The following is a 26,729-nucleotide window of genomic DNA, read 5'->3' as shown; positions in this document are numbered from 1 at the left end:
TTCATTATTTTAATTGCTTTTCAAGGTCAGAAATAATCACCACTGCTTTGTCATAATCTTGCTGAATAGCCGTTTCAGAAGATTGCGCATAACGTGCTAGCTCACAGTTTTCGGTCAGATGAATAAACTCAGAAACCGTTTCCGCATTTGCTTTTCGCGAAAGTAAAAGTTCGGTTATTTTGTCTTTGCTCATTTCCGAAGTTTCGATATGTAGTTTGGCTTTTAGGAAATTGTGCATTGCTTTTTCAAGCGCGATGTAAAACGGTTCTTTGTTGCCCAAATGTTTCTTGGCATCGCCCAAATATTTCTTAGCCAAAGCATTCGACTTTTTGATTTTGTTCCCCACAACATCATTGTCCATTTCTTCTTTTTTCCTTCTTCCGATGATCAGAAACGGAATCGCTAAAAACGGCAAAAACACTAAAGAATAAAATAATCCGGAACCTAGGAAATCATCCTTTTCCATAGGTTGCAGAGATGTTTTTTGTTTTATGTACGCAAACGATTTGGCAGCTTCGAATTTGGTTTTGGCTACATCATTCGGATTTGCTTTTTCTGAACTTGCTATACTTGGTCCATCCAAAACATTGATAGTTATCGGTTGAGAAGTGATGGTTTTGTAACTATTTGATCCTAAATCGAAGTAGGTAAAACGCAGCGGTTTGATTTGGTAATTGCCTTTGTATTGTGGAATTATCGTGTATTTATCTGAAATTCTTCCTGTCATTCCAGTTAATGGTGTTGAGACATTTTCATCGTGAACCGGATCATACATTTCCAAAGCAGAAGGTAAAACCGGTTTTGGCAACGTAAACAATTTCATGTTTCCGGTTCCAACTACGCTTACATCTAAATCCATAGATTCTCCGTTTTTCAAAATGGTTTTGGATGGTTTTACTTTGAAATCCATACGACCAACAGCGCCAGTAAAATCTTCAGGTTTTCCTTTTTCTGGTAATGCTTTTACATTGATGACTTTACTTCCTGCCGAAACACGTTTGCTGTCTTCGGTCATTAAAGCTTGTCCCCAAAAATTTCTTTTATTCGTTGGAACCTGACAATCGATATCTAATGAAAGAGGCTCAATTTCGAGTTTCCCAGATTTTTGTGGATATAAAACAGTTTTTCTCAAGACCACATAACGATAGCGTTCGCCTTTAAACATTCCGTCTTGTGCGACTAATTGTTTGATGTCGATATTTTGACTCCAAAAATCATTGTATTTTGGCTTGTTCAACTCACGCCAATTGGTGATTCCGATGTTGTAACTGAAATACAATTTGTAAACTACTGTAATTGGTTCGTTCAGATACGGATTGGTTTTTGAAATATCCGCAACCAAATACAAGTTGTCGTCTGCGCTGATTGCAGGAGCTTCATTAGGATCTTTTGGAATTTCAACTGCATTGGTCACATTGATTTTAATGGGTGATGTTTTATAAGTCTGCCCATTGATTTCAATCGAAGCTTGTTTAAGAGTCAAAGCCCCTTTTTGAGTAGGCAATAAAATATATATATACGATTTATTAAACGAGCTTTTTCCGTTTATCCAAGATTGACTTACCGATTGACTTGGTCCGCCGACAACCTTAAAACCGGACGATTCAAAATTTGGTGGCACAAAATTATCCCCATCGGCATTCATTGTAAAATCAACACGAAGTCGTTCGTTTAATCCCAAAGAATTCTTGCTCACTTTTGCTTCAAATTGTACTTGAGCAAAAAGTGAATTTCCCAAAATGAGTAAAATTAAAACAACTGCTTTTTTCATTTTCATTTTCAAATTTACGAATTGTCTAATCATTTAACTACCAATCTTTTTCGGCTTTTTTAGGATTGGCCTGTACTTTTTGTTTGTTTACTTTATCCTGAACTTTTTTCTCTTCATTGTTTACAGCGTCTAATAAATTCTCTAAACGTTGTTTCGAAATTCCGCCAGGTTGCGGTTTTGGTTGACCTTGATTTTGATCTTTATTGTCTTTGTTATCTTTATCCTTATCGCCGTCCTTTTTATCCTTGTCTTTATCTTTTCCGTCTTTCTTGTCGTCCTTTTTATCCTTGTCTTTGTCCTTGTTTTTGTCTTTGTTCTTGTCTTTTTTATCCTTATCCTTTTTATCGTCTTTTTTTGGAGGATTTTCTTTTAGCATCTTTTTAGCCAAAGCATAATTATAACGCGTCTCTTCATCAGCCGGATTGTTGCGCAATGCATTTTTATAGGCTTCTACTGCGCCGCCATAATCCTTATCTTTCATAAGCGTATTTCCAATATTATGAAAAGCCTGGTGTTTTTCTGCTCTGGTTTTAGCGATTTTCAATGCTTTAGCATAATGATATTTGGCTTCGCCAGATTGATTTTGCCTGTAAATAGCATTTCCTAAATTGTAAGCCGCAATAGATTTTTTCGGATTTTTAGATTCTGAAATTCGGTATTCTGCTTCGGCATCATCATATTTTTTTTCGGCAAAAGAATCGTTTCCTTTTGGCAAATCCTTATCTTTTTCCTTTTCTTGAGCTTTCGCAAAAAAGGAAAATAAGCATATAAAAATTAATATCAAATATTTGTTTCTGTCTATCATCTATCAGTCTATTATCTAATTATCTTTCTCATTAAATAAATTCATCTTTTTCACCCATTTTGTCTTTTTCTCTAAAAGGAATACATCCAAAAGCAACAAGAAAAAACCAAATCCTAAAAACCATTGAAACTGCGATTTGAAATCGGCCATTTGTGTGCTTTCAAATTCGGTTTTTTGGATATTATCTAAGGCGTTTTTCACATAATCCAAAACTTTTTTGGTTGAGTTGCCGTCAACATAACCGCCGCCAGCACTTTTCGCAATGGTTCTCAACACTTCTGCGTTTCGTTTGGTGATAACTACTTCACCATTTTGGTCGCGTTGAAAACTTTCTACCACACCATTTCTCTTCAACGGAATAGTTCCGCCTTTTTCGGTTCCAACTCCAATAGTCATTATTTTCAAACCAACTTTTTTAGCTTCTTCAGCAGCATCGACAGCAACATTTGAATGATCTTCTCCATCGGTGATGATGATTAAAAGTTTGTTGGTTTTATCTTTTTTATCGATGTAAGTTAGAGCCAAATTAATCGCCTGATCTATTGATGTTCCTTGTGCTGAAATCATTCCCGGATTCATGGTTTGCAAAAACATTTTTCCGACACTATAATCGGTAGTAATCGGTAAAACTGGGAAAGCACTTCCTGAATAAGCTATGATTCCAATTCGGTCACTGCCCAAATTATTGATAATCTGTGAAACCAATTGCTTGCTTTTTTCCAAACGACTTGGCGCTACGTCTTCGGCCAACATACTTTTAGAAACATCAATCGCAAAAATGATATCAATTCCTTCGCGTTTTACCGTTTCTAATTTTGTTCCGATTTTTGGGTTAACCAATCCGATTATCAAACAAGTTAATGCCAATAGAATTACACCCAATTTCAAAGCAGGTTTGAAAGCTGATTTTTCAGGGCTTAATTTTTTGATTAAATCCAAATCACCAAACTCGCGTTGTTTCTTTCTTTTCCAGAATTGAATGTACAGGAAAAGGAGCGTCATTACTGGAATGACAAACAAAAAGTATAGATACCATTTTTCTTCTAACTCGTACATGTTTTTAAATTTCAAATGTTAAATCCCAAAATTCAAATAAACTCCAAATTTCAATTTTCAATCCTAATTTTAGTTTGAAATTTTGATTTTTGATTTTGAATATTATTTGTTATTTGGTCATTGCTATTTGTGTTTTTATATAAAACTTCTATAAATTGTATTTCGTAAACCAAACTCAATTAAAACTAAAATCCCTGCAATCCAAACAAACAACCTGTATTTTTCATCATAATCATAGAATTTCAGCTCTTGAATTTCGGTGGTTTCCAGTTTATTGATTTCTTTGTAAATCGATTCCAATTTGCTATTACTACTTGCTCTGAAATATTTTCCACCCGTATTTCTGGCGATAGTTTGTAATAAGTTCACATCAATTTCAACAGGCATCATTCGGAATAAAAAGCCGCCATTTGGAGCATACGCATAGGGAAACATCGCGTTTCCATTCGTGCCGATTCCGACTGTATATACTTTTATTCCGTATTCTTTTGCAATTTGCGAAGCTGTTTCGGGCTCTATAAAACCAGCATTGTTCACACCGTCCGTTAAAAGAATAATCACTTTACTTTTGGCTTTGCTGTCTTTCAAACGATTTACGGCTGTCGTCAATCCCATTCCGATTCCGGTTCCGTCCTGCAAAACGTTGTCGTATTTAATGCTTTGAATCGCTTCTTGAATAATTGCCTTGTCGCTTGTAACCGGTGTTTTTGTGTATGCTTCTGAAGCATAAACTACAATTCCGATTCGGTCATTTGGTCTTCTCTCAACGAAATTCTCGGCTACTTTTTTCAAAGCTTCCATTCGGTTTGGCTTTAAATCTTTGGCCAACATACTTCCCGAAACGTCGATTGCCATTACAATGTCAATTCCTTTGGTCGATTTGGTTTGGCTGCTGATATCTACTTTTCTTGGTCTTGCCATGGCAATAATCAACGAACTCAACGCCAATAACCGTAATACAAACAAAAACGGTTTTAGCTTGGCTAACAACGATTTTTGCGCTTTAAAACCTTTTACCGAACTTATTTTTAAAGTAGCGGATTGTTGTTTTCTTTTCCAGATTTGCCACAAAACTGCCGCCGGAAGTAATAGAAACAACCAGAAAAACTCAGGATTTAAAAAACTTACCTCTTTCATTCTTGCGCTGTTTGTAATTCGACCGAGTTCAACATTCTTTCCGCAATTTGCTGTCCGTATTTATCATCTTCACGATGCATTACCAAAATAGTTTGTAAGCCGCTATTTTGACTGAAAAGCAATACTTCATAATACATTTTAGTTGACTTGCCTTTTATTTTATTTAAAACTGTCATTGTCCCGTAGGCTTTTTTACCTGAAATCCCTTTCTGAGTATCAAAATCTTCTGTCTTCACGATGATGTTTTGTGCGCCCTGAGCCTCCATAATTTTCAGATAACCTTCGGCTGTTTTATCTAAATCGATTTGTGTTTGCTGTTTGTAGGTTACTGTCGAAACTGCGATATAGAAATCTTCCAACAAGCTTCCATAACCAAAAGTTTGCATTTCCTTAATCAACGCCATAGCATCTTTTGGAAGTGTTTTTGTTGCGTCAATTCGCTTCAACACTTTTGGTGTTTCTACTCTTACTCCGGGATTTCCGTATTCGCTATAAACCCATTGGCCTTCGACTAAATCTTTGGTTGGATGACCAAGGAAATTGTCTTTTACATAATCAAATCCTTTGAAATAAATCAAGCCTAAAACAAAAAGCATCAGCATTCCCAATATGATTCCGATGGTGGAAATAATTCGGACGCGCTTTTGTTTTTTCAGTTTTTGCAAACGCGCCAATTCTTTTTGTTGTTCGTTCCATAACGCCAGTTCATCATCATCTTCCACAACTTCCGGAATTGACTTATGAATGATTACAATAGAACTTGAAATGCGTTTTTTATCTTCTTCAATTTCATAGTCAAGCGGTTTTACTTTGGCAAATTTTACCAAATCGGCTTGCATTAAAACCTTTTCCAGATTTTCTACCGTTTCGTTTGAGAGCTTGAGTTTCTTTTGTTTGGCCGCTTTACGCAATCCTTCAATCAATTCGGAAGTTGTACTTTCCATAGCTGGAATATGAATTTCTTCCTCAATGTAATTACGTGCGATATCTGTTAATTCAGAATAATAATGTTTGATTTCGCCTTTTTGCCAAAGTTCTTTGACTTCCAATTGTTGTAATAAAGTTGTTGCTTTTTCGATAGGCGATTTAAAAACAATTACTTCAGCTTTTGGTTGACTTTGTCTTTTCTTAATGAATTGATAAATGAAATAACCAGCAATCCCGATAACTAATAATATTAAAAGGTAAATCCACCAAGTTCCTAGCGGACTTTCAGCTTGAGCGATGTCTTTGATGTCGTACATCTTTTGTTTCAGCGTATCGACTTTTACATCATTGACTTCTAATTTAATGCTGTCGGAAAAAACAGCTTTTCCGTTAATCAAAACAGGAATTCTTGGGATAACATAGCTACCTCTGTCGAACTGCGTTAGCCCATATTTTTTGATTAATTCATATCGCGCGCCATTCCTAACCGTGTCAATTTTATACGAATGAATTACTTCCAAAGCACCAAAATTCTTCGCTTCAGGGAATTTTACTTTTGATAATGTATCAACATCTGTTTTTAAAGTCAATTTGAATTCGGCTCCGATTTTGTTTTTGGTAACATTGACAGAAGTCGCCACTTTTTGAGCAAAAAGCGAAGTCGATAACAGAAAGAATAATATGTATAGTTTAATTTTCATTTGTTGTTTTTCTTAACCGCAAAGTGCGCTATCCCGAAGCTTCGGGATTCGCAAAGACCGCAAAGTTCAATTCGAAAGCTTTGCTAACATTGCGCCTTCTCTGCGTTCTTAGCGGTTAAATTTTTCATCTCGATTTAAAATAACCCAATAATTTTGTCACATAACTTTCATCAACTCTTGTATTCACAGTTCCGGAACCGCATTTTGAAAAGATATCTTTGAAGTAACTCACTTTGTCCTGATATTGTTTTTCATAACTCAAACGCGCTTTTTTAGAACCTGTATTCACTACCAAAACTTCTCCTGTTTCGGCATCTTCCATTTGTACCATTCCGATGTTTGGCATTTTTTCTTCTCTGATATCGTATACACGAACACCGGTAATATCGTGTTTTTTTCCCGCAATCTTCAAGGTTTTCTCGTAATCGTCATCTACCATAAAATCAGAAATGACAAAGACAATCGCTTTCTTTTTTTGAGTGCTAGATAAAAATTTCAATGCTTGGGATAAATCAGTTTTTTTGCTTTTTGGCTGAAACTCGATAAGTTCACGGATGATTCTTAACACATGTGATTTTCCCTTTTTTGGAGGAATGTACAATTCGATTTGGTCGGTAAATAAAATCAAACCAATTTTATCATTATTCTGCGTTGCTGAAAAAGCCATCGTTGCAGCAATTTCAGTAACGATTTCACTCTTGAGTTGGTTTTTGGTTCCGAAACTTTCAGAACCCGAAATATCAACCATCAACATCATGGTCAGTTCGCGTTCTTCTTCAAAAACTTTTACATAGGGTTCGTTGTAACGAGCGGTCACGTTCCAATCGATGGCACGAATATCGTCCCCAAACTGGTACTGCCGCACTTCCGAAAACGTCATCCCACGACCTTTAAACGAGGTATGGTATTCGCCCGAGAAGATATGATCACTCAGTCTTCGGGTTTTGATTTCGATTTTACGAACTTTTTTCAGTAAGTCTTTTGTTTCCATCTTCAATAGTTTTCAGTCGCAGGTAGCAGTCGCAGTAATTAATCAGTTTTAAACTGAAAACTGTGACTGAACACTGTAAACTAAATTTTAAGGTACTTCTATTTCGTTTACGATTTTGTTGATGATGTCAACAGAAGTGATGTTTTCCGCTTCTGCTTCATAAGTAACGCCAATTCTGTGACGTAATACATCGTGAACTACGGCTCGAACATCTTCTGGAATTACATAACCACGACGTTTGATAAAGGCATAACATTTGGCAGCAACAGCTAAATTAATGCTTCCACGCGGTGAAGCGCCAAATCCGATAAGTGGTTTTAAACTTTCAAGTTTGTATTTTTCAGGATTACGAGTAGCAAAAACGATATCTAAAATATATTTTTCAATTTTTTCATCCATGTAAACTTCCCGAACCGCTTCTTGTGCTTTTAGGATTTGCTCAACAGAAACAACTGGATTTACTTTTTCGTATGAACCTTTTAAATTCTGACGGATAACCAATCTTTCTTCATCCATTTTTGGATAATCGATAACGGTTTTTAGCATAAAACGATCGACTTGCGCTTCTGGTAATGGATACGTTCCTTCTTGTTCAATTGGATTTTGTGTTGCCAAAACTAAAAATGGTCGGTCTAATTTGAATGTTGTATCACCGATAGTCACTTGTTTTTCCTGCATCGCTTCTAGCAAAGCCGATTGTACTTTTGCCGGAGCACGATTAATCTCATCAGCCAAAACGAAATTGGCGAAAATCGGTCCTTTTTTTATAGAAAATTCGTTGGCTTTAATATTGTAAATCATTGTTCCAACAACATCAGCTGGCAATAAATCGGGTGTGAACTGAATACGGCTAAAACTTCCGTGAACTGCCTGTGACAAAGTATTTATGGCTAAGGTTTTTGCCAAACCAGGAACGCCTTCCAGCAGAATATGTCCTTGACCTAAAAGTCCAATTAACAATCGTTCTACCATGTGTTTCTGACCAACGATGACTTTATTCATTTCCATAGTCAGCAAGTCGATAAAAGCACTTTCTCTTTCAATTTTTTCATTAATTGCTCTAATGTCTAAAGCAGTACCATTTTCTTCCATAGTTACTCTATTTATTCTAATGTGTGACGGTTATAATTTTAACATTTCAAAAGTGAAAATTTAATCTCTTATCAGATGTTAACAATGCGTTAAAACTTTACAAAACATCCCGATTTTAAGGATGATTTATGATTTTCTTTTTATAATTTTAAGACCTAATCTGTTTTGGGGAATTTTCGGTTGCAAAATAATAAAATTTCCGAAAAACAAAAACAGACTTCAACACAGCAAAAAAATTAAAAATGAAAACAAAATTATCGCCCATCGTTGCCGGAACCATGAATTGGGGAGTTTGGGATAAAAACCTTTCGGTTTCAGAAATGGAGCATCTGATTCATATTTGTTTCGAAAATCAAATCACCAGTTTTGACCATGCTGATATTTATGGAGGTTATACTACCGAATCGGATTTTGGAAAGGCTTTCACCCAAAGTAAAATAGACCGAAAAAAACTTCAATTGATTTCAAAATGCGGAATACAACTTGAGAGAGCCAGAAATAACGCTATTAAACATTATGATTATTCAAAAGATTATATCATTTGGTCGGTTGAAAATTCATTAAAAAATCTACAAACTGACTATTTGGATGTGTTGTTATTGCATCGTCCAAGTCCGTTGATGGTTGCTGATGAAATCGCTGAAGCAGTTTCCAAATTAAAAAAAGAAGGTAAAATTATTGATTTTGGCGTTTCCAATTTTACGGCTTCTCAAACCGAATTGATTCGACAAAAAACGGAAATCAATTATAATCAGATACAGTTTTCGGCAACGCATCATGAGGCGATGTTAGACGGAAGTCTTGATTATATGCAGTTACACAATATTCGTCCGATGTCTTGGAATCCGCTTGGAACCGTTTTTAGAGAAGATATTGAACAAACACGAAGATTAAAAAAATTGTTAGCGCAATTGGTTGACAAATATCATTTAGGTTCGGATACCATTTTGTTAGCTTGGATTTTAAAGCATCCGGCGAATGTGATTCCAGTTGCGGGAACAGTAAACATTGCCCGAATTCAGGCCTTGATGAAAGCCGTTGAAATGGATTTAGACCAACTGGATTGGTTTGCGATTTGGACAGAAAGCATGGGGAATAAGGTTCCGTAAAATAGTGGTCAGTGGTCAGTATTTAGTTGGCAGAAACTGAACACTATTCACTGAACACTGAACACTTTAAAGAATGATAAACAAGCGTCTTCTCATAAAAAACCTACTGGCTCACAATGATGAGTGTAGTTTTTATGATAAGAAACGCCAATTAAATTTACATACTAAAGAAGGAAAAGGCAAGTTTTTAAAACATATTTGTGCTTTGTCGAATTCTAATCCTTCTAACAACTCTTATATTGTTGTTGGTGTTGAAGACCAGGACAACGAAATCCTAGGTGATGACTTTTTTGATGACAGTCGAATTCAGAATCTGGTAAATGCTTATTTGGAAAATCCACCGAAAATTCAATATGAAAATGTTCCATTTCCGAATCTGCCAAAAGACAGAGTTGTGGGTTTGGTAACTATTAAACCAAAACATAAGGCATCGTTTTTTAAGAAAAATATTCATACGATTTTGGCCAATACTACTTTTGTAAGAGTAGGAAGCAACACAATGCCTACGGAAGAAAAAATCCCGTATTCTAAACAGAATATTGAAACGGTTATCAGCATCGAAAACAGTTCGCGAAACAGCATTGCGTACACATTGGACGGTGTGATTGATTTTATGAATAATCGTCATAAAGACATGACGTCAAAGTATAATGTATTTAAAGAATTGTTTGTGATTTGTTGGGCTGGAGTTCCGAAAAAAATCAGGGACACAACGTATCTTTCGCGTGTAGATATTGAACTGATAAACGAGCAAGTGAAGCTTTTCTACTCAGCGCTTGATGTTGTTTCTATTAGTTATGATGAGCAAAGTTTTACAATTATTGAGCATGTGGCACTTGGATTAAATGACAAAACCAGTTACTATCCTTTGGAACAATTGACGATTCATTTTTTTGACAATGGATATTATAAAATGGAAACCAAATTGCTTTTTGAGCCACCGGCGTATAACAAAAAAATGCTGCATCATATTTACAATGCCACTATTGCAGTAATCAATAAGCTAGAAAAAGGCTTGCCACTTAGTGAACGAGAAGAAAAAGATTTGGAAAATTTATCTTCGACTTTGATGATTTGTTATCTCAATGGTTTTGATGATGCAAAGCAAAAGCTGATCGATGTCAAACTTTTTCTAAAAAACAAAAAAAACCCAACAGTATATTTAAGTTTTAAAGAAGCCATGCGAATATTAAGAAAAATGAAATACAATACCAACAATGCATAGAAAATTAGTAATAGGTGATATCCACGGCGGATTAAGAGCATTGCATCAAATTATGGAACGGGCAAAAGTCAGTAAAGATGATACCTTGATTTTTCTTGGAGATTATGTTGATGGCTGGAGCGAGTCACCACAAGTAATAGATTATTTGATAGAATTGAATAAAAAAAACAAATGCATTTTCATTCGAGGCAATCATGATGAACTGCTTTTGCAATGGCTATCTGAGAGCAAAGACAATCTTGAATGGTACAAACATGGTGGAGAAGCCACAGTTTTAGCATATACTAATATTTCAGCAGCAAAAAAACAAATCCATGTTGATTTTCTAAAATCGCTTCAAGATTATTATTTAGATGAACAAAATAGATTATTCATTCATGCGGGTTTTACGAATATGAACGGCATTCATTATGAATATTTTCCAAAATTATTTTATTGGGACAGAACGCTTTGGGAAACCGCTTTGTCATTAGATCAATCGCTTCCTAAGTACAGTCTTCATTATCCAAAACGACTAACATTGTATGACGAAATTTATATTGGTCACACACCTGTAACCAAAATAAACGAAACAGTTCCAATCCAAAAAGCCTGCGTGTGGAATATTGATACCGGAGCAGCTTTCAAAGGGTCATTAACCATTTTAAATGTTGATACTAAAGAATTTTGGCAAAGTGAACCTTTGAATGCGTTGTATTTTAATGAGAAAGGAAGGAATTAATTTAACTACTTTTGCAACACTCGAGGTCAGAATGACCGAACTGAACGAAGTTAAAATAAATAGATTTTAAAATGAAATCGAAGATTCACGAATACCAAACAAAAAATATTTAAAACATGAGTAAAAAAATAATCACAATAGCAGCAATCGCTATGGTAAGTATAGCAAACGCACAAGCTTACAAAGGAAAAGGAGACATCAAAGCGCAAGTTGGACTGAATGTCCAAGATCATGGAACAGGAATTAATACTTCTGTTGATTTTGGTATCGGTGAAAATATGTCTTATGGTTTTGTAGCGTCTTATTTGCTCTCGGTGGATAAAATTGGCGATGTAAAACCAGATTTTGAAGATAGAGCTGATTTTAAAGTTCGTTTTAATGCTAATCTAGGAAGCGTATTTAAATTGGATAAAGCAATGGATATCTATCCGGGATTAAATTTAGGGACAAGAAATTTCGGAGCGCATTTAGGTTTTAGATATTTCTTTACTGAAGGCTTTGGCGTTTATACAGAAGCCGGAATTCCATTGGCAAAATACGATTCAAATGTTCAAGGGTTTGAAGAATATAATAATCAATTTGTGTTTCAAATAGGAGCCTCATTTAATTTATAAGGAATGAGTGTTATCGACCAAAGATTAAACGACAGAAGCGGATCCAAATGTGAATTGTGTGGTTCAACCGAAGATTTAAGAATTCATTTAACAAAAGAGGAAGCTATATCTTTAGACAACTCTGTATTAGTATGTACAACCTGCAAAAACCAAATAGAAAACATTACGCCAACAGACCCAAATCATTGGAGATGTCTTAGTGATAGTATGTGGAATGAAAATAAACCTGTTCAAGTTGTGGCTTGGCGTATGCTTAACAGATTGCGTGCAGAAGGCTGGCCTCAGGATTTGTTGGATATGATGTATCTTGATGATGAAACTTTAGTTTGGGCTGGCGCTACTGGCGAAGGCGAAGATGAAGATGGCAAAATTGTACACAAAGATGGTAATGGAAACATCCTAAAAGAAGGCGATTCTGTTGTTTTAATCAAAGATTTAGATGTAAAAGGCGCCAACTTTACCGCAAAACGTGGTGCAGCAGTTCACAATATCAAATTGGTTTGGGACAACGCCGATCAAATTGAAGGCAGAGTTGAAGGACAACATATTGTTATTCTAACGCAATATGTGAAGAAAACAAAGTAAAACACAAATTGTTATAAATTAAAAAGCGTCCTAATTCGGGACGCTTTTTTTTGTGATTAATTCGACTGTAAATTGACTGTTAGTGATTGCGGAATCACATGACAAACATTACGAGTTACAATAATAGGACTTGAGGTATAAGTTTGGTAGCCATCTTTGGTGACAGTCACAGTATAAATTCCGACTCTTTCTCCGGCTCCAGCAAACGAATACTCTAATCCTGGAATTAGTTGTAAGGTTTCATTATAACTTCCGTCAGTTGCTTCAACAGTAACACCTTCTACTAAAGGATTTCCGGTTGTGGCATCAAGAACAACAATATTCAAACCATATACATACTGTTGTGTGCAGACAATCTGATCGTCATTGTCATTTTTACAGGATGATATCATCAATAATGCAACTAATAATGTAAAGAGGAATAATCTCTTCATAGCTTCTGAATTTTGATTTTTGAAGTAGATATGAAAACGCTCATAAAGTTGCGTAAAAAACCGACTAATTTGAGTCGGTTTTGATTTTAAATCAAATTTGTATATACTTGTATGAATTTGGTATACGACCAACCAAAATCCAAACTAATAATAAATAAAAAATTATGATAAAAAAACTATGCCTTATTCTATTGCTACTATCTTCATGTTGCTATAGCCAGGAAGTAAATACGGATATTAGAGAATACAAAGCTTTTAAAGAAGGAACAACTTATTTTGTAAAGTCTAATGATAAAAAATACAATAAGATTGTTAATGACATTTTGATAAAATATTGGACAGTCAATAAATTTGAAATGATTACTTCCAATCAAGTTGAAAAATTAAAAGGAGAAAGTTCTTTTTTTGTTGATCAGGTTGAGTATAGTTTTTCGAGAACGGGAGGTACAACAGGAGCACTAAATATGGAATACGGAGTGCCAAAACTTGCGATGTTTAAAGAATATAAAAAAGGCACGCCTAAAGGAGTTATGTCGTTGGTACAAATAGATGAAATGACTCCTTTAGAAATACTTTGTTCAATACAGCAAATGCAAAGTCAAATTAATTTTGTTTTTGATTTGAATACAAAAAAGGATCTTGATATAAAAGATTATCTGGATGAAGTAAATGAAAAAAACAAAAAAAGAATACAAAGCAAAACACTTTATGTAACTCGTAATGGTCTTAAAGATGAAATTGACCATGAAGCGGGTTTAAAAAAAGTATACAATTATAAATTTATTTTCACAACCCGTGAAAATATAGAAAAAGCTATCGAAGATCAAAATGAGGATGCCGTATTCTTAAAAGTGATTAATTATAGAAATTTAAAGTTTGTACTTTTTATCTGTGCGAAAAATAATGAATTGCTATACGGACGGGTAATGACCGGATTTAATCAGCAGGAAATTGGACCTAAATTTTTCAAAGATATTAATGAATAGATAAAACTATTAAAGAAAAAAACGTCCAAGATGTGTTGGACGTTTTTGTTTAAAATAATTTATAATGCACTACAAATCAAATTTTATTCCCTGAGCCAATGGCAAACTAGTAGTGTAATTAATAGTATTGGTCTGTCTTCTCATATACACTTTCCAGGCATCAGAACCTGATTCGCGTCCGCCACCGGTTTCTTTTTCACCACCAAAAGCACCACCAATTTCAGCTCCGGAAGTTCCGATGTTTACATTGGCAATTCCACAATCTGAACCTGCAACTGATAAAAATGCTTCTGCTTCACGAAGATTGTTTGTCATGATGGCTGAAGATAAACCTTGGGCAACTCCGTTTTGAACCTCAATTGCATTGGTTACATCTCCAGAATATTTCAGTAAATATAAAACCGGCGCAAAGGTTTCGTGCTGCACGATTTCAAATGAATTTTTAGCTTCAGCAATCGCTGGTTTTACGTAGCAGCCGCTTTCGTAACCTGCACCATTCAGCACGCCACCTTCCACTAGGATTTTTCCACCTTCTTCAACAACTTTTGATAATGCTTTGTTGTACATTTCAACTGCATGGGTATCGATAAGTGGACCAACGTGATTGTTTTGGTCTAATGGATTTCCGATTCGTAATTGGCCATAAGCACCAACGATGGCATTTCTTACTTTGTCATAAACACTTTCGTGAATGATTAATCTACGCGTAGAAGTACAACGTTGCCCTGCTGTTCCAACAGCTCCAAATACAGCTCCGATAACCGTCATTTTGATATCAGCATCCGGAGTTACAATGATTGCGTTGTTTCCGCCAAGTTCCAATAGCGATTTTCCTAAACGAGCCGCGCAAGCTTGCGCGACAATTTTACCCATTCTTGTTGAACCTGTTGCAGAAACCAAAGGAATTCTTTTATCATGTGTCATTAGCTCACCAACTTTATAATCACCGTTTATTAAGCAGGATATTCCTTCCGGCAGATTGTTTTCTTTTAATACTTCGGCAATGATATTTTGACAGGCGATTCCGCATAATGGCGTTTTTTCAGAAGGTTTCCAAACGCAAACATCTCCACAAATCCATGCTAAAGCTGTGTTCCAAGCCCAAACGGCAACTGGAAAGTTGAATGCTGAAATGATTCCGACAACTCCCATTGGATGGTATTGCTCGTACATTCTGTGTCCAGGACGTTCTGAGTGCATTGTTAATCCGTGTAATTGACGAGAAAGACCAACAGCAAAATCGCAGATGTCAATCATTTCCTGAACTTCTCCGTAACCTTCCTGTAAAGATTTCCCCATTTCGTAAGAAACCAATTTTCCTAAAGCTTCTTTGTTTTCACGTAATTTTTCTCCAAACTGACGCACGATCTCACCACGTTGTGGTGCTGGCATTAGTTTGAATGTTTTGAAAGCCTCTGTTGCTGATTGCATAACTTTTTCATAATCGGCGGCGGTTGATGCTTTTACTTTTCCGATTAATTGTCCATCTACCGGTGAATAAGATTCGAAAGCTTCTCCGTTTGAAAACCAATTATTTCCTGTAGAAGTTCCTTCGTTTATAGCTTTTACTCCAAGAGTTTCAAGCGCTTCGGTCATGCCGAATTGTTGCGCAATTGTTGAATTTGTTATTGTTGACATTTTAAATGTGTTTTATTTTTGACAAAAGTAAATCTTTATTTCGATTTAGCCCAGATGGGAACGGCATCCTTTTTATTGTTTTGTAGAATGCCCTTCGACAGGCTCAGGGTGACAAAACAATAAAAAGATATAGTGGACAGCTGGAATTGCTCCTGATTATTTGGCCGTAAATCTTGGGTCGATTTCCATTACGGTTCCACATTTATTGCACGTTCGCAGTTCTTTTGAATTATAGAAATGTTCGAAATGGTGCAGAAAATCTTTTTCGATATCGGTCAGTGGAAAATAGACTTCGTAGAGTTTGTTGTTGCAGTTGTCGCAAAACCAAAGCAGGCCATCTTTTGCATTAGTTCCAGCACGTTTTAGTTCGATTACTAAACCTATTGAACCTTCGCTTCTGTTGGGAGAGTGTGGCGTTTTTGCCGGGTGCAAATACATATCGCCAGCCGAAAGTTTCATAGCTTTCTTTTCGCCATTATCCTGAACATAGACAGTGATTTCGCCTTCAAGTTGATAGAATAATTCTTCGGTTTCGTTGTAATGATAATCTTTTCGGGCATTTGGACCAGCCACAATCATCACGATATAATCTTCGGAATCAACATAAATGTTCTTATTCCCAACAGGCGGTTTTAGTAAATGACGATTTTCGTCTATCCATTTGTTGAGGTTAAATGGTTTTGGTATTGCCATGATAGTAATTTTTAGTAAAGTTATAAAATAAAAAAGTCCCGAACGTTTCGGGACTTTAAAATATTACTTCACTTCCTTAATAAGGTAAATAAAAGCTGGAAAGTGATCACTGTATCCTATTTCGGTTGCACCGTGCCTTAGCGGATATCCTTTATACTGTCCGACGGTTGTTATCATATAAGGTTTGTTGTAGATTCCGGCTTTCCAGTAACGGAAAGAAGAAGTATCTTTTTGAATCAAGGTTTCAGAAACCATGATTTGATCAAAAATATCTCCCGCATCACGATAGAAAAGCGTTGCATTTCCTTTGTAGAACATTTCTTCAAAAGGATTGTATACACCGAATTGTTTTACGTCTTCTTTTTTGCGTTTGGCTCCGATGCCTTCTTTCACACTTTTATTGTAAGTTCCGTCATTCAAATCACCCATTATTATGATTTTTGAATTGGGGTTAACTTTGTAAATCGAGTCCATTACTTTTCTCCCTAATCTACCTGCAGCTTCACGGAAAGGGGAACTTTTTTTCTCACCACCAGAGCGCGAAGGCCAATGATTTACCATGACGTTCACTTCTTCACCATCAAGAAAACCGGTTACCAATAAAATATCCCTTGTGTATACGCGGTCTAAATTTTTGTCTATTTCTGATTTGTCATCGGAAGCATCATCGGAAGCATTCTTTTCTTTAGCTTTTGCGTTCAGTTGATTTTTATAAATCAATAATGGGATGTTCTTGAAACTTGTAGGTCTGAAATGTTTCTTTTGATATAGTAATGCCACATCAATTCCTCTTTTATCTGGAGAATCAAAATGAACAATTCCGTAATCTTTACCTATAAGTGCAGGCTCTTTTACCAAGTCTTCCAAAACGATTCTGTTTTCGATTTCCGCACCACCAATTAGTACAGGAGAATTGTTTGGATTCTCTGTTGTTCCAATTTCGGACAAGACTTTTGCCAAATTGTGTAGTTTTTGCTTGTATTTTTCTGAAGTCCAGTTCTGAGCTCCATTTGGTAACCATTCCTCATCGTTATTTGCTTCATTAATTGTATCAAACAAATTCTCAAAATTATAAAATGCAACGGTATGCACTATATATTTTTTAGCTTGTGCATTTGCTCCTAAAATTGCGAATAAAACAAAGAAAACGGCTATAAATTTTCTAATTCTCATAATATATATATTAATTTAATATCAAGTTTTTTACAAACTTCGAGCCAAAAGTAGATAATATTATTAAAAGATGTACATTTGTCGGCTGTTAAGTTTTTATTAAGCTTACAGTTAGAGAGAAATTAACTTAATTTTATTTATGAAAAAACTTGTTTTTAGTACATTATTGGTAATGCAAGTGCTTTTTAGTTTTGCACAAACTACAACTGGGATAACTGGAAAAGTTGTAGATTCTAAAACGCAAAAACCATTACAAAACGTTGTAGCTTCTATTCAAAATACGAGCTTAACAGTTCTTACAGATGCGATGGGTATTTTTACTTTTAAAGACGTTCCCAAAGGAAGCCAATTAATTCAAATTAAAAGTGCCGGATTAAAAGATCAGTTGTTGGCAGTTGAAGTTGAAGAGGGCAAAATATTAGATTTAGGCGTTGTAGTCCTTGAAGAAGACATTACTTCTGAGCAACAATTAAGTTTGATTACCATTACCGAAAATGATTTAGGTGATGATAATAGTGGTTCTGAAAGCACTGCAGGATTATTACAAGCTTCAAGAGATGTTTTTCAACAAGCTGCAGCTTTTAACTGGGGACAAGCCCGTTTTAGAATAAGAGGTCTTGACAATGAGTACGGAACAACCATGATAAATGGTGTTACCATGAATAAAATTTACGACGGAAGACCACAATGGTCAAATTGGGGTGGATTAAATGATGCTACAAGAAATCAGGAATTCACAACAGGATTAGCTCCGTCAGATTATACATTTGGAGGAATTCTTGGAACACAAGAGATTAACACAAGAGCATCTATATATAGAAAAGGATCCAGACTTTCGTTTTCTGGAACAAACACTAACTATAGTTGGAGAACCATGGCAACACATGCGTCAGGTATGGGGACAAATGGTTGGGCATTTGTAGTTTCGGCTTCAGGACGTTGGGCAAAAGAAGGTTATTTTGAAGGTACAGACTATGATGCAAAAGCCTTATTTGCAAGTGTTGAAAAAAGATTCAACAAGCATCATTCCTTAGGCTTTACATCAATTTACTCTGAAAATAGCCGAGGGAAAAGTTCGCCAAATACGGATGAGGTTAGAAACTTAGGTGGTGAAAAATATAATTCCTACTGGGGTTGGCAAGATGGTAAAAAACGTAATTCAAGAGATAAAGTGGTTGACGAACCAATCTTAATGTTGACTCATTATTGGAAAGTGACCGATAAGACTAACTTGAATACTAGTGTTACGTATCAGTTTGGTAAAATTGGCAATAGCCGTTTAGACTTTAATGGTGCTGATAATCCAGATCCAACGTATTACAGAAACCTTCCAAGTTTTTACACTTCAGCATATGATCCTGATGATTACACTAATTTCTTAGGAGATGATCCTGCAAATGTAGCAGCGGGTCAAGCGGCAGCTTCAAATTTTCTTGCACACAAGCAAATTGACTGGAATGCAATGTATGAAGCTAATAGAGCTACTAATGAAGCAGGTTTGAGTGCTGCATATATTTTGTATGAAGATAGAACAGATGATAAAGTTTGGACAGCAAACACGATATTTAATTCACAATTGGCAGATAATATCAATATGAATGCAGGAGTGACTTTCAGAAAATTGAAATCACACAATTTTGCAAATATTTTAGATTTACTTGGAGCTGATTATTTTAGAGACGTTGATAATTTCCAAGCTGGAGACAGAGCGGAAGCAGATTTAAATAATCCGCAAAGACAAATCACTGAATTACAGGTTAATTCTGGAGATGGCAAATTTTCATACAATTACAATCTGTTAGCTAATACTGTTGATGCCTTTACGCAATTTAAATTCACATATAAAAAAATTGATTTCTATTTGGCAGAGTCTTTCACAAGAACACAATACCAAAGAGAGGGATTATACAGAAATGGGATATACTCAACAAACTCATTTGGAAAAAGTAATAAATACATCTATGAGAACTTTGGTTTTAAAGGTGGTTTGACTTATAAAATTACTGGTAAACAATTCTTAGCAGTTAATGCTGCTTACATGACAAAAGCACCATCATTAAGAAACCTTTTTCCTAATGCACGTATTAATGATAATGTAGTTGGGGATTTGAAATCAGAAAATATAACAAGTGGAGATGTAAGTTACATCATCAAAGCTCCAAAATTCAAATCTAGGATTACGGCTTTCTATTCAAATATTAAAAACGCAACAGAAACTTCATTTTATTTTGGTGAAGGAATTTTTGCAGACGATGGTGGAGACGGTGGAGATGCATTCGTAGCGGAAACTGTAAAAGGTATCGAAAAGCAAAATATCGGTTTGGAATTAGGAATGGAATACCAAATAACGTCTACAATTAAATTATCACTTAGTGGGGCTTATGGAGAGTACACATACAACAACAATCCAAATGTTTCTTTAAACAATGATGATTTAGCTTCGGCCACTAATACAAATCCAGTAACTGAGTATGGGCCAGCTTATTTGAAAGGCTACAGACTTGCTGGCGGACCACAAACGGCTGCTTCATTCGGAATCGAATATAGAGATCCAAAATTCTGGTGGATTGGTGCTAACGCAAACTATCTTGCTGATAATTATTTAGATATATCATCATTATTGAGAACGGATAATTTCTTCAGAAATCCGCAGGATCCAGAGGGATTATCTTTTCCGGAAGCTACACAAGAAAGAGGAGCACAGTTATTAAAACAAGAGAGATTTGACGATTTTTATCTTGTTAATTTAACCGGAGGAAAATCTTGGAAGATAAAAAGCACTACATTTGGATTATTCGCAACAATCAATAATGTTCTTGATGTTGATTACAAAACTGGTGGTTTTGAACAAACAAGAAATGGTAACTTTAGAGAGGTAAATCAGGACGTTTCAAGTGGAACACCAGCATTTGCTCCTAAATATTTCTACGGATATGGTAGAACATATTTCTTAAACCTTTATGTTAATTTTTAAAAAATAGCTATGAAAACAACAATTAAATTTTTATTGTTAGGAGTAATCGTTTCATTATCATTCACAGGATGTTCTCCTGAAAATGATATTGTATTACCTAACTCAACAGATTACAAATTCTATCAGGATTTTTCAACTTTTGTTGAGGATTTAAGTGATAATATTCCTGATCCGATTGCATTAGAGGGATGGACAAACTATGCACAAGTGGGAAGTGTAAAATGGAATCAAGGATTCTACAGCGGTTCAAAATACGCGGAATTCACTTCGTTTCGATCTGGACAGGCTTCTAATATTGCTTGGTTGATTTCACCGGCTATTAACATGGACACTATGGATCATGAAACGTTGGCTTTTGGCGTTGCTCAGGCTTATGTTTCTTCATCTTCTAATTCTATCGAATTATTTGTTTCGACTGACTATGATGGTACAAATGTGATGACGGCTAATTGGCAGCCATTAACGTTCAAAACGCCATCATTAGCTTACGAGGATAGATTTAAATTCTTCAGTTCGGGCTTAGTTGACTTATCCAGTTATACAGGAAATATTTATATCGCTTTTAAATGTAAAGGGTCGGGAACTAATTTTTCTCTTGACGGAACATATGAAATTGACAACATTAGAATTTTCGACAAAAAATAAATCATAAAAACTATGAAAATAACAATTGCAAAATTAGGCTTATTATTATCGTTGACAATCGGACTTTTTTCTGGTTGTGCTTCTGATGATCATTATACTACGCCGGACAATACTTTGACAACAACCGAACTTACACCTACTACAACAGTTGCAGCAGTAAAGGCTGCAGCACCTTTTGTAGATGATCAGTTGCCAGGATTAGTACCACCGGTAGAAATTACAACAGATGATATCATTGAAGCTTATGTGACTTCAAGTGATGCTCAGGGAACATTCTATAAATCTATTTCATTTCAGACCATTCCAACGGATGCTTCGGCTCCAATAGGATTTAGTGTGCCTGTTAACGCCACAACTTTATTTGGAGAAGGTTTTACACCAGGTAGAAAGGTATACATCAAATTAAACGGTTTGTACGCAGGAATTGTATACGGTTCATTACAAATAGGTTCTTTATATCAAGGAACTATTGGAAGGATTTCTGAATTTGAATATAAAGATCATTTATTCCCATCATCAACTGTAGAACCTGAAAGTGCGATGTTAAGAACAATGACTTTGTCACAGGCTTACACTGATGATGTACAAAATACTTTAATCGATTTAGAAGTTGTTCAGTTTTCAGATTCATCAATAGGAAGAACTTATTATGACATTGATTCAGGTGGTGGTGCAACAAACCACACTTTGGTGTCTTCAACTGGTGGTTCTGAACAGATTATCCGTTTTAGTAGCTTTGCTCCTTTTACTGGAAAAATGGTACCGTCACTAAGCGGGAGAATCCGTGGTGTATTGACAAAATATGATACTGATTTCCAATTCATTGTTAGATACGAAAGTGATATTCAATTAACACAACCTCGTTTTGATTCAAATCCACCCGTTGGAGGAACTGCTTTAGCATATACAGGAACATTGAATGAACCTTTTACTTCATATAACGTTAGTACTACCGTTTTTCCAAAATACATTAACGACCCGGTAGTTGGAAGTAGATTGTGGCAACTTAAAACATTTAGCGGCAACAAATATATTGAAATGAGCTCTTTTGCAGGGTCAGGTAATCCTGGGGTGCCTGCCAAAGTTTTGTTTTTTGTACCAGTTGATTTTGCGGCTGCAAGTACATTTACATTTAAAAAAGAAATTAGATTTAATTATGGTGAAGCTTTAAATGTTTATTATGTAACAGCAGCTAATTATACACCGGGTTTACCTGTAAATATGAGTTCTTTTGTAAATATTACATCAAGTTTTACTATTTCTTACCCAGCGATTGGTTCATCAGAAAACACTTTTAATTCTGCTGGAACTTACGCTATTCCGGGAAGTTTAACAGGTAATGGCTATTTTGTTTTTGAATATGTTGGAACAACAACTGTTACTACTACCGTTCAACTTGACGATATTGTTATCAATTAGTATTTTAAATACAGTTTAAATTAAAAAGAGTCCCAAATTTGGGGCTCTTTTTTTTGTGGAATATTGTTGTAAAACGGCATGCATTTTCATAAATAAGGATTAATAGTATGTCTCATTACGCAGTTGATACAAACCGCTGTTAGCTGTAGCTTTTTTCATTCTATAATTGTTGCTTGAAGTCCAAAGTGAAATTCGTTTAGAGCTTTTTCGTTATCAGACCATGAAAATTCTTTCTTTTCATAATAACCACATTTTCCGGTTTTAGGCAAAAGTGGAACGTGAATTCCTTTACAGAGAACGGGATAAATGTTTTCAAATGGTATGTAACTAATTAATAGCATTAGTTTACCAAATTCAAATGCAATCTTATAAGAGTTGTTTTTTAATTCAGTTGCCAATTCAGAAATCTTCTCTGAATTTCCGTTTAACAACCAAGTTGGTGATTGAATCCAATAAAATGGTCTGTCCCCATGATTTTGTTGTCCATAAGATGAAACTTTTAAGGGTAAACTGTCAATGTTTAATCGAATATGTTGAAAATGCGTTGATGGAATATTCTTTAAATAATTTGAAGAGGAATTCAATGTGAATGCCGTTTTTGCGGTCCATCTGCTTAAAATCTGTCGTTCGTTGTCATTTAGTTCAACAACTGTTGATTCTCCTAGCATAAGAGGTTTTAATATCGGTATTGCGTCTTGTTCTAATTCACTCATCCATCCATTATTGCATTCCTCACAAATTTGTCCAGCAAGCAAGCCTTCTAGAGTATGTTGTCTTGTTGTTAATGTCTCTCCGATATTTGAAAAATGTGTTGGCTGAATTTTTTCTTGCCTAACTTTTAAAAAGTCTAGCAACCATTTGGGAATGACATTTTCCTTGCTTCGATTTTCTCGAGTTAAAGGAGCGTCACAAAAAGCGCAAAGTTTGTCTTGTTGTTGAGTCATAAAGTTACAGCTAACTACTATATTAATCTAATCGGTATACATTCTAAGATTTAGTCTCTACCTTTTGATTTCTTTTGTTATTTGTATTACTGAATTCAAAAATAATTATTATAGTATTCCAAGACCATATTAATTCAAATTAACTAAAGCAAAGCTAATATACGCCTATTTTAAAAGCTTTTTACTATAATATGTGTAACCTGTAAAAACCAAAAAACCGTCTCGTTATTATAACGAGACGGTTTTCTTATTTTAATAAAGAAAGTCTTTAAATTACTTTACAATCAAGAACTCTGAACGTCTGTTTAGACCGTGTTGCGCTTCTGTACAAGGATTACAAACTTCTTTTGGTTCTGATTCTCCCATTCCTTTCCCGGAAATTCTGCTGGCATCAATTCCTTTAGAAATTATATATTGTACGGTTGATTTTGCTCTTCTATCCGATAATGGTAAATTGTAGTTATCGCTTCCTCTGCTATCGGTATGCGATTTAGCCATGATAACCATTTTGTCATTATTCTTCATTACCTGAACCAATTTATCTAGCTCAAAAGCACCTTCTTGTGTGATATTGCTTTTGTCAAATTCAAAGTAAATAGGGTTCAATAAAATTTCTGTTTCAGTTACAATAACATCTATTGGTTGTAATGGCGCATCCACTCTTGCTTTTGGTCCTTTGCTTTTAGTTACGGCAAAAGTATTTCCTTCATAACCATCTTTTGAAGCTTGAACTACATAAGCTCTGTCGCATTCAACTCTATAACTTACTTCGCCTTTCGCATTTGACATTTCAGTAGCGATAACATTTTTCTTGTCATCAAGTATCGAAACGCTTGCATTGACTAAAATAGCACCTGTTTTTGCATCGGAAACAACAATTAAAACATCAACAGCACAAATTGGATTAACAATAAAGATATCGTCGTTTCCACCTCGGTTACTCGATAAGAATCCTATTTTTTTACTTTCATTAAATGTAAAAGCAAAATCATCTTTTTCAGAATTTACTGGTTTACCCAAGTTAGTTGCTTCTGAACCATTGGATAAATCAATTTGGTATACATCAAATCCACCAAGACCTTGTTTCCCGCTTGAAGCAAAGAATAATGTTTTGTTGTCGTCAGCAATAAAAGGGAAACTTTCATTTCCTTCGGTATTTACTTTGTTTCCCAGATTTTGTGGATCGCCATAGGTTCCGTCAGCATTAACTGCTACTTTCCAGATATCAGTAGTTCCGCTGCCTAAACTTCCAGGTCTGTTAGACGAGAAATATAAGGTTTTACCATCTCTACTCAAACTTGGATTGCTGTTTGAAAACGTTTCGTCATTAAATGGCAAAGAAGAAATACTTCCCCAAGAATCTCCATTTTTAGTTACACTAAAAAGATACACTTGACTGAATTTGGCATTTGCCTTTTTATCTTTAGGTGTAGATTCTTTCTCTTTGTAGCTTTCACTAGCAAAATAAGCCGTTTTACCGTCAGCACTAATTGTTATTGGACCATCATGCCATTTTGAATTTAACTCAGTCACAGTCGAAGCATTTGTGATGGTTCCATCTGTATTGTAATCTGCTTTATAAATGTCTAAGAATGGTTCATCTGTCCAACCGTAGTTTTTACGGGCACCATTTCTGGCACTGGCAAAATACAAACTGTTCTCATATAATACGGCGCTAAAATCAGATTTGTCGCTACTGATGTCAGAAGATTTAACATCATATAGCTTAGTTTTATCTAATAATCTTGGAATGTAATTTGGATTTTCATTAAATGCTTTGGTTCTTAAATCATTTGGAGCAGCCGCTGCAAATTTTCGCATTTGCTTGTTAGCATCTTCGTATTTTCCTTCCGCTTTCAACATTTGAGCATAACGGTAATACGTTTCAGCATCTTGTTGTGTTTCGGTTGCTTTGGCATACCATTTAACCGCTTCTGTAGAATTAAACATATTATAATTGGCATCGGCTAATTGCTTATAAACATAAGGATCCGCTTTTCCGTTTTCAACCAATTTCTGATATTCTTTGGCAGCGTCGATATATTCAAATCGGGCGAATAATTTATCGGCGACCTTGGTGTTTTTATTTTGCGCCGACATTGTAAAACTGATGGCAACAAAACTTAATACTATATATAAATTTTTCATTTTTAGAATTACTTTATAGGTTAGAAATATCTTGGTGAACGTGATACTTTTTTCGGGAAGTTCAAATCAAATAACAGCATTACTTCGTGAGAAGCTGGTGTTACAACATTTAAATCTGAAATAATGTGATCGTACGCATATCCGATTCTCAAGCTTGGTGTAATGGCAAAGTTTACCATCGCCCCAAAAGAGTCTTCCAATCTATAAGTTGCTCCTAATTCTAACTTATCATAGAACATGAAGTTAGTGGAAACATCAAAAGATGTTGGTGCATTTACCGATGATTTGATCATCGCAAAAGGTTTGAATTTTAAATTAGGGTTGATGTCAAATACATAACCTCCGGTCAAGAAATAATGGATTACATCAGTTCCGTATTGCCTCCCATCAAAATCTAAATATTTAGATTTTAACATATTTGGCACTGAAAAAGCAACATAATATTTATCGGTATAATAGAAAAGCCCCGAACCAATATTTAAGAAGGTATTATTTGGATTTCCAGAACCAAAAACATCATCTCCTAAATCGGGTAATGTTGGATAAATAGTATTGAAATCGATTTTGTGCATGGTTGCTCCAGCTTTTAAACCGAAAGCTAATCTACGCTCACCACCTAAATTAAGAGTATAAGAGAAATCAGCGTAGAAATTATTTTCTTCAACGGGTCCAATTTTATCTGATATTACAGAAAGTCCCAAACCTACGTTTCTTCCAACCGGGCTGTGGATGAAGAATGTTCCAGTTGTAGGCGCATCTTCAATTTCAACCCATTGTTTTCTGTAGAGGAATCCACCTGACACACTCTCTTTTGAACCAGCATAAGCTGGATTCATCACACTCATATTGTACATGTACTGTGTGTAATGCGGATCTTGCTGTGCTCTTAACTCTGTAATCGCTAAAGCCAATATCGCAATGAAATATACTTTCTTCATTTT

At 35.3% G+C, this 26,729-nt stretch carries 23 protein-coding genes; 9 read left to right on the top strand and 14 right to left on the bottom strand.

Translation table 11 applies throughout. The features are described from left to right. Positions 1–4: 4 nt before the first annotated feature. From RMN97_RS08965 to RMN97_RS08935, 7 genes are all read right to left on the bottom strand, one after another. A complete protein-coding gene (locus RMN97_RS08965; protein WP_309614299.1) occupies positions 5–1,771 on the bottom strand; it encodes a BatD family protein in 1,767 nt (588 codons plus the stop codon). 37 nt (positions 1,772–1,808) lie between these two features. Beyond that, positions 1,809–2,576: a tetratricopeptide repeat protein gene (locus tag RMN97_RS08960; protein ID WP_309614177.1), complete on the bottom strand. Its 768-nt coding sequence runs from the start codon at positions 2,574–2,576 to the stop codon at positions 1,809–1,811. A gap of 15 nt (positions 2,577–2,591) precedes the next feature. Next, positions 2,592–3,632: a VWA domain-containing protein gene (locus tag RMN97_RS08955; protein WP_309614176.1), complete on the bottom strand. Its 1,041-nt coding sequence runs from the start codon at positions 3,630–3,632 to the stop codon at positions 2,592–2,594. Positions 3,633–3,767: 135 nt separating this feature from the next. Further along, positions 3,768–4,769, bottom strand: coding sequence for a VWA domain-containing protein (locus RMN97_RS08950; RefSeq protein ID WP_309614175.1), 1,002 nt, complete (start codon positions 4,767–4,769; stop codon positions 3,768–3,770). After that, positions 4,766–6,397, bottom strand: coding sequence for a hypothetical protein (locus RMN97_RS08945; protein ID WP_309614174.1), 1,632 nt, complete (start codon positions 6,395–6,397; stop codon positions 4,766–4,768). Before RMN97_RS08945 ends, RMN97_RS08950 begins: the two co-directional genes overlap by 4 nt. A 124-nt stretch (positions 6,398–6,521) precedes the next feature. Continuing rightward, a complete protein-coding gene (locus tag RMN97_RS08940) occupies positions 6,522–7,388 on the bottom strand; it encodes a DUF58 domain-containing protein (RefSeq protein WP_309614173.1) in 867 nt (288 codons plus the stop codon). A gap of 87 nt (positions 7,389–7,475) precedes the next feature. Next, positions 7,476–8,480 (bottom strand): MoxR family ATPase, encoded by a 1,005-nt coding sequence (locus RMN97_RS08935; RefSeq protein WP_309614172.1) that lies wholly within the window; start codon positions 8,478–8,480, stop codon positions 7,476–7,478. A 242-nt stretch (positions 8,481–8,722) separates the two neighbouring features. Between RMN97_RS08935 and RMN97_RS08930 the strand changes: the two genes are divergently transcribed. The 5 genes from RMN97_RS08930 to RMN97_RS08910 all read left to right on the top strand — a co-directional run bounded on the left by RMN97_RS08930 (position 8,723) and on the right by RMN97_RS08910 (position 12,734). Further along, positions 8,723–9,589, top strand: coding sequence for an aldo/keto reductase (locus RMN97_RS08930; RefSeq protein ID WP_309614171.1), 867 nt, complete (start codon positions 8,723–8,725; stop codon positions 9,587–9,589). 73 nt (positions 9,590–9,662) lie between these two features. Further along, a complete protein-coding gene (locus RMN97_RS08925; RefSeq protein WP_309614170.1) occupies positions 9,663–10,814 on the top strand; it encodes a DUF5929 domain-containing protein in 1,152 nt (383 codons plus the stop codon). Then, complete coding sequence (locus RMN97_RS08920; RefSeq protein ID WP_309614169.1) at positions 10,807–11,535, top strand: metallophosphoesterase family protein; 729 nt, start codon at positions 10,807–10,809, stop codon at positions 11,533–11,535. Before RMN97_RS08925 ends, RMN97_RS08920 begins: the two co-directional genes overlap by 8 nt. Before the next feature lie 116 nt (positions 11,536–11,651). After that, positions 11,652–12,149: a DUF6646 family protein gene (locus tag RMN97_RS08915; protein WP_309614168.1), complete on the top strand. Its 498-nt coding sequence runs from the start codon at positions 11,652–11,654 to the stop codon at positions 12,147–12,149. 3 nt (positions 12,150–12,152) lie between these two features. Further along, the gene (locus RMN97_RS08910) at positions 12,153–12,734 is read left to right on the top strand and encodes a PhnA domain-containing protein (RefSeq protein WP_309614167.1); all 582 of its coding nucleotides are present in this window, start codon (positions 12,153–12,155) and stop codon (positions 12,732–12,734) included. Between the two features lie 56 nt (positions 12,735–12,790). On the opposite strand, the gene RMN97_RS08905 is transcribed toward RMN97_RS08910, so the two are convergent. Further along, a complete protein-coding gene (locus RMN97_RS08905; RefSeq protein WP_309614166.1) occupies positions 12,791–13,168 on the bottom strand; it encodes a carboxypeptidase-like regulatory domain-containing protein in 378 nt (125 codons plus the stop codon). A 164-nt stretch (positions 13,169–13,332) separates the two neighbouring features. Here RMN97_RS08905 and RMN97_RS08900 point away from each other — a divergent pair, with 164 nt between their 5' ends. Then, positions 13,333–14,154, top strand: a complete 822-nt coding sequence (locus RMN97_RS08900; RefSeq protein WP_309614165.1) for a hypothetical protein — start codon at positions 13,333–13,335, stop codon at positions 14,152–14,154. A gap of 69 nt (positions 14,155–14,223) precedes the next feature. Here RMN97_RS08900 and RMN97_RS08895 read toward each other — a convergent pair whose 3' ends face one another. The 3 genes from RMN97_RS08895 to RMN97_RS08885 form a co-directional block, all read right to left on the bottom strand. Beyond that, positions 14,224–15,792 carry an aldehyde dehydrogenase family protein gene (locus tag RMN97_RS08895; RefSeq protein ID WP_309614164.1) on the bottom strand — a complete coding sequence of 523 codons (1,569 nt, stop codon included), beginning with the start codon at positions 15,790–15,792 and terminating at the stop codon, positions 14,224–14,226. 156 nt (positions 15,793–15,948) lie between these two features. Next, the gene (locus RMN97_RS08890; RefSeq protein WP_309614163.1) at positions 15,949–16,485 is read right to left on the bottom strand and encodes a 3-hydroxyanthranilate 3,4-dioxygenase; all 537 of its coding nucleotides are present in this window, start codon (positions 16,483–16,485) and stop codon (positions 15,949–15,951) included. Positions 16,486–16,548: 63 nt separating this feature from the next. After that, on the bottom strand, positions 16,549–17,658 hold the full coding sequence (locus tag RMN97_RS08885; RefSeq protein WP_309614162.1) for an endonuclease/exonuclease/phosphatase family protein: 1,110 nt from the start codon (positions 17,656–17,658) through the stop codon (positions 16,549–16,551). Positions 17,659–17,797: 139 nt separating this feature from the next. Here RMN97_RS08885 and RMN97_RS08880 point away from each other — a divergent pair, with 139 nt between their 5' ends. The 3 genes from RMN97_RS08880 to RMN97_RS08870 are packed head-to-tail and all read left to right on the top strand — an operon-like array spanning position 17,798 to position 22,696. Continuing rightward, complete coding sequence (locus RMN97_RS08880) at positions 17,798–20,632, top strand: TonB-dependent receptor (protein WP_309614161.1); 2,835 nt, start codon at positions 17,798–17,800, stop codon at positions 20,630–20,632. A gap of 9 nt (positions 20,633–20,641) precedes the next feature. Further along, complete coding sequence (locus RMN97_RS08875; protein WP_309614160.1) at positions 20,642–21,277, top strand: DUF5017 domain-containing protein; 636 nt, start codon at positions 20,642–20,644, stop codon at positions 21,275–21,277. Positions 21,278–21,289: 12 nt separating this feature from the next. Continuing rightward, positions 21,290–22,696 (top strand): DUF5689 domain-containing protein, encoded by a 1,407-nt coding sequence (locus RMN97_RS08870; RefSeq protein ID WP_309614159.1) that lies wholly within the window; start codon positions 21,290–21,292, stop codon positions 22,694–22,696. A gap of 155 nt (positions 22,697–22,851) precedes the next feature. Here the strand turns inward: RMN97_RS08870 and RMN97_RS08865 are convergent, their stop codons facing one another. The 3 genes from RMN97_RS08865 to RMN97_RS08855 all read right to left on the bottom strand — a co-directional run bounded on the left by RMN97_RS08865 (position 22,852) and on the right by RMN97_RS08855 (position 26,726). After that, entirely contained in the window at positions 22,852–23,640 is a 789-nt protein-coding gene (locus tag RMN97_RS08865) for a hypothetical protein (protein WP_309614158.1), read from the bottom strand. Positions 23,641–23,913: 273 nt separating this feature from the next. Then, positions 23,914–25,788, bottom strand: coding sequence for an OmpA family protein (locus RMN97_RS08860; RefSeq protein ID WP_309614157.1), 1,875 nt, complete (start codon positions 25,786–25,788; stop codon positions 23,914–23,916). Between the two features lie 20 nt (positions 25,789–25,808). Continuing rightward, positions 25,809–26,726, bottom strand: coding sequence for a type IX secretion system membrane protein PorP/SprF (locus RMN97_RS08855; protein WP_309614156.1), 918 nt, complete (start codon positions 26,724–26,726; stop codon positions 25,809–25,811). Positions 26,727–26,729: the final 3 nt, after the last annotated feature.

Source organism: Flavobacterium sp. (assembly GCF_031381455.1).
In the GTDB taxonomy this organism is placed as follows: Bacteria; Bacteroidota; Bacteroidia; order Flavobacteriales; family Flavobacteriaceae; genus Flavobacterium.
This window is presented reverse-complemented; position numbering and strand designations above follow the sequence as displayed.

Excerpts from the sequence above, each read along its gene's own strand:
- RMN97_RS08965 (WP_309614299.1), bottom strand. The coding sequence starts at position 1,771 with ATGAAAAAAGCAGTTGTTTTAATTTTACTCATTTTGGGAAATTCACTT.
- RMN97_RS08960 (WP_309614177.1), bottom strand. The coding sequence starts at position 2,576 with ATGATAGACAGAAACAAATATTTGATATTAATTTTTATATGCTTATTT.
- RMN97_RS08955 (WP_309614176.1), bottom strand. The coding sequence starts at position 3,632 with ATGTACGAGTTAGAAGAAAAATGGTATCTATACTTTTTGTTTGTCATT.
- RMN97_RS08950 (WP_309614175.1), bottom strand. The coding sequence starts at position 4,769 with ATGAAAGAGGTAAGTTTTTTAAATCCTGAGTTTTTCTGGTTGTTTCTA.
- RMN97_RS08945 (WP_309614174.1), bottom strand. The coding sequence starts at position 6,397 with ATGAAAATTAAACTATACATATTATTCTTTCTGTTATCGACTTCGCTT.
- RMN97_RS08940 (WP_309614173.1), bottom strand. The coding sequence starts at position 7,388 with ATGGAAACAAAAGACTTACTGAAAAAAGTTCGTAAAATCGAAATCAAA.
- RMN97_RS08935 (WP_309614172.1), bottom strand. The coding sequence starts at position 8,480 with ATGGAAGAAAATGGTACTGCTTTAGACATTAGAGCAATTAATGAAAAA.
- RMN97_RS08930 (WP_309614171.1), top strand. The coding sequence starts at position 8,723 with ATGAAAACAAAATTATCGCCCATCGTTGCCGGAACCATGAATTGGGGA.
- RMN97_RS08925 (WP_309614170.1), top strand. The coding sequence starts at position 9,663 with ATGATAAACAAGCGTCTTCTCATAAAAAACCTACTGGCTCACAATGAT.
- RMN97_RS08920 (WP_309614169.1), top strand. The coding sequence starts at position 10,807 with ATGCATAGAAAATTAGTAATAGGTGATATCCACGGCGGATTAAGAGCA.
- RMN97_RS08915 (WP_309614168.1), top strand. The coding sequence starts at position 11,652 with ATGAGTAAAAAAATAATCACAATAGCAGCAATCGCTATGGTAAGTATA.
- RMN97_RS08910 (WP_309614167.1), top strand. The coding sequence starts at position 12,153 with ATGAGTGTTATCGACCAAAGATTAAACGACAGAAGCGGATCCAAATGT.
- RMN97_RS08905 (WP_309614166.1), bottom strand. The coding sequence starts at position 13,168 with ATGAAGAGATTATTCCTCTTTACATTATTAGTTGCATTATTGATGATA.
- RMN97_RS08900 (WP_309614165.1), top strand. The coding sequence starts at position 13,333 with ATGATAAAAAAACTATGCCTTATTCTATTGCTACTATCTTCATGTTGC.
- RMN97_RS08895 (WP_309614164.1), bottom strand. The coding sequence starts at position 15,792 with ATGTCAACAATAACAAATTCAACAATTGCGCAACAATTCGGCATGACC.
- RMN97_RS08890 (WP_309614163.1), bottom strand. The coding sequence starts at position 16,485 with ATGGCAATACCAAAACCATTTAACCTCAACAAATGGATAGACGAAAAT.
- RMN97_RS08885 (WP_309614162.1), bottom strand. The coding sequence starts at position 17,658 with ATGAGAATTAGAAAATTTATAGCCGTTTTCTTTGTTTTATTCGCAATT.
- RMN97_RS08880 (WP_309614161.1), top strand. The coding sequence starts at position 17,798 with ATGAAAAAACTTGTTTTTAGTACATTATTGGTAATGCAAGTGCTTTTT.
- RMN97_RS08875 (WP_309614160.1), top strand. The coding sequence starts at position 20,642 with ATGAAAACAACAATTAAATTTTTATTGTTAGGAGTAATCGTTTCATTA.
- RMN97_RS08870 (WP_309614159.1), top strand. The coding sequence starts at position 21,290 with ATGAAAATAACAATTGCAAAATTAGGCTTATTATTATCGTTGACAATC.
- RMN97_RS08865 (WP_309614158.1), bottom strand. The coding sequence starts at position 23,640 with ATGACTCAACAACAAGACAAACTTTGCGCTTTTTGTGACGCTCCTTTA.
- RMN97_RS08860 (WP_309614157.1), bottom strand. The coding sequence starts at position 25,788 with ATGAAAAATTTATATATAGTATTAAGTTTTGTTGCCATCAGTTTTACA.
- RMN97_RS08855 (WP_309614156.1), bottom strand. The coding sequence starts at position 26,726 with ATGAAGAAAGTATATTTCATTGCGATATTGGCTTTAGCGATTACAGAG.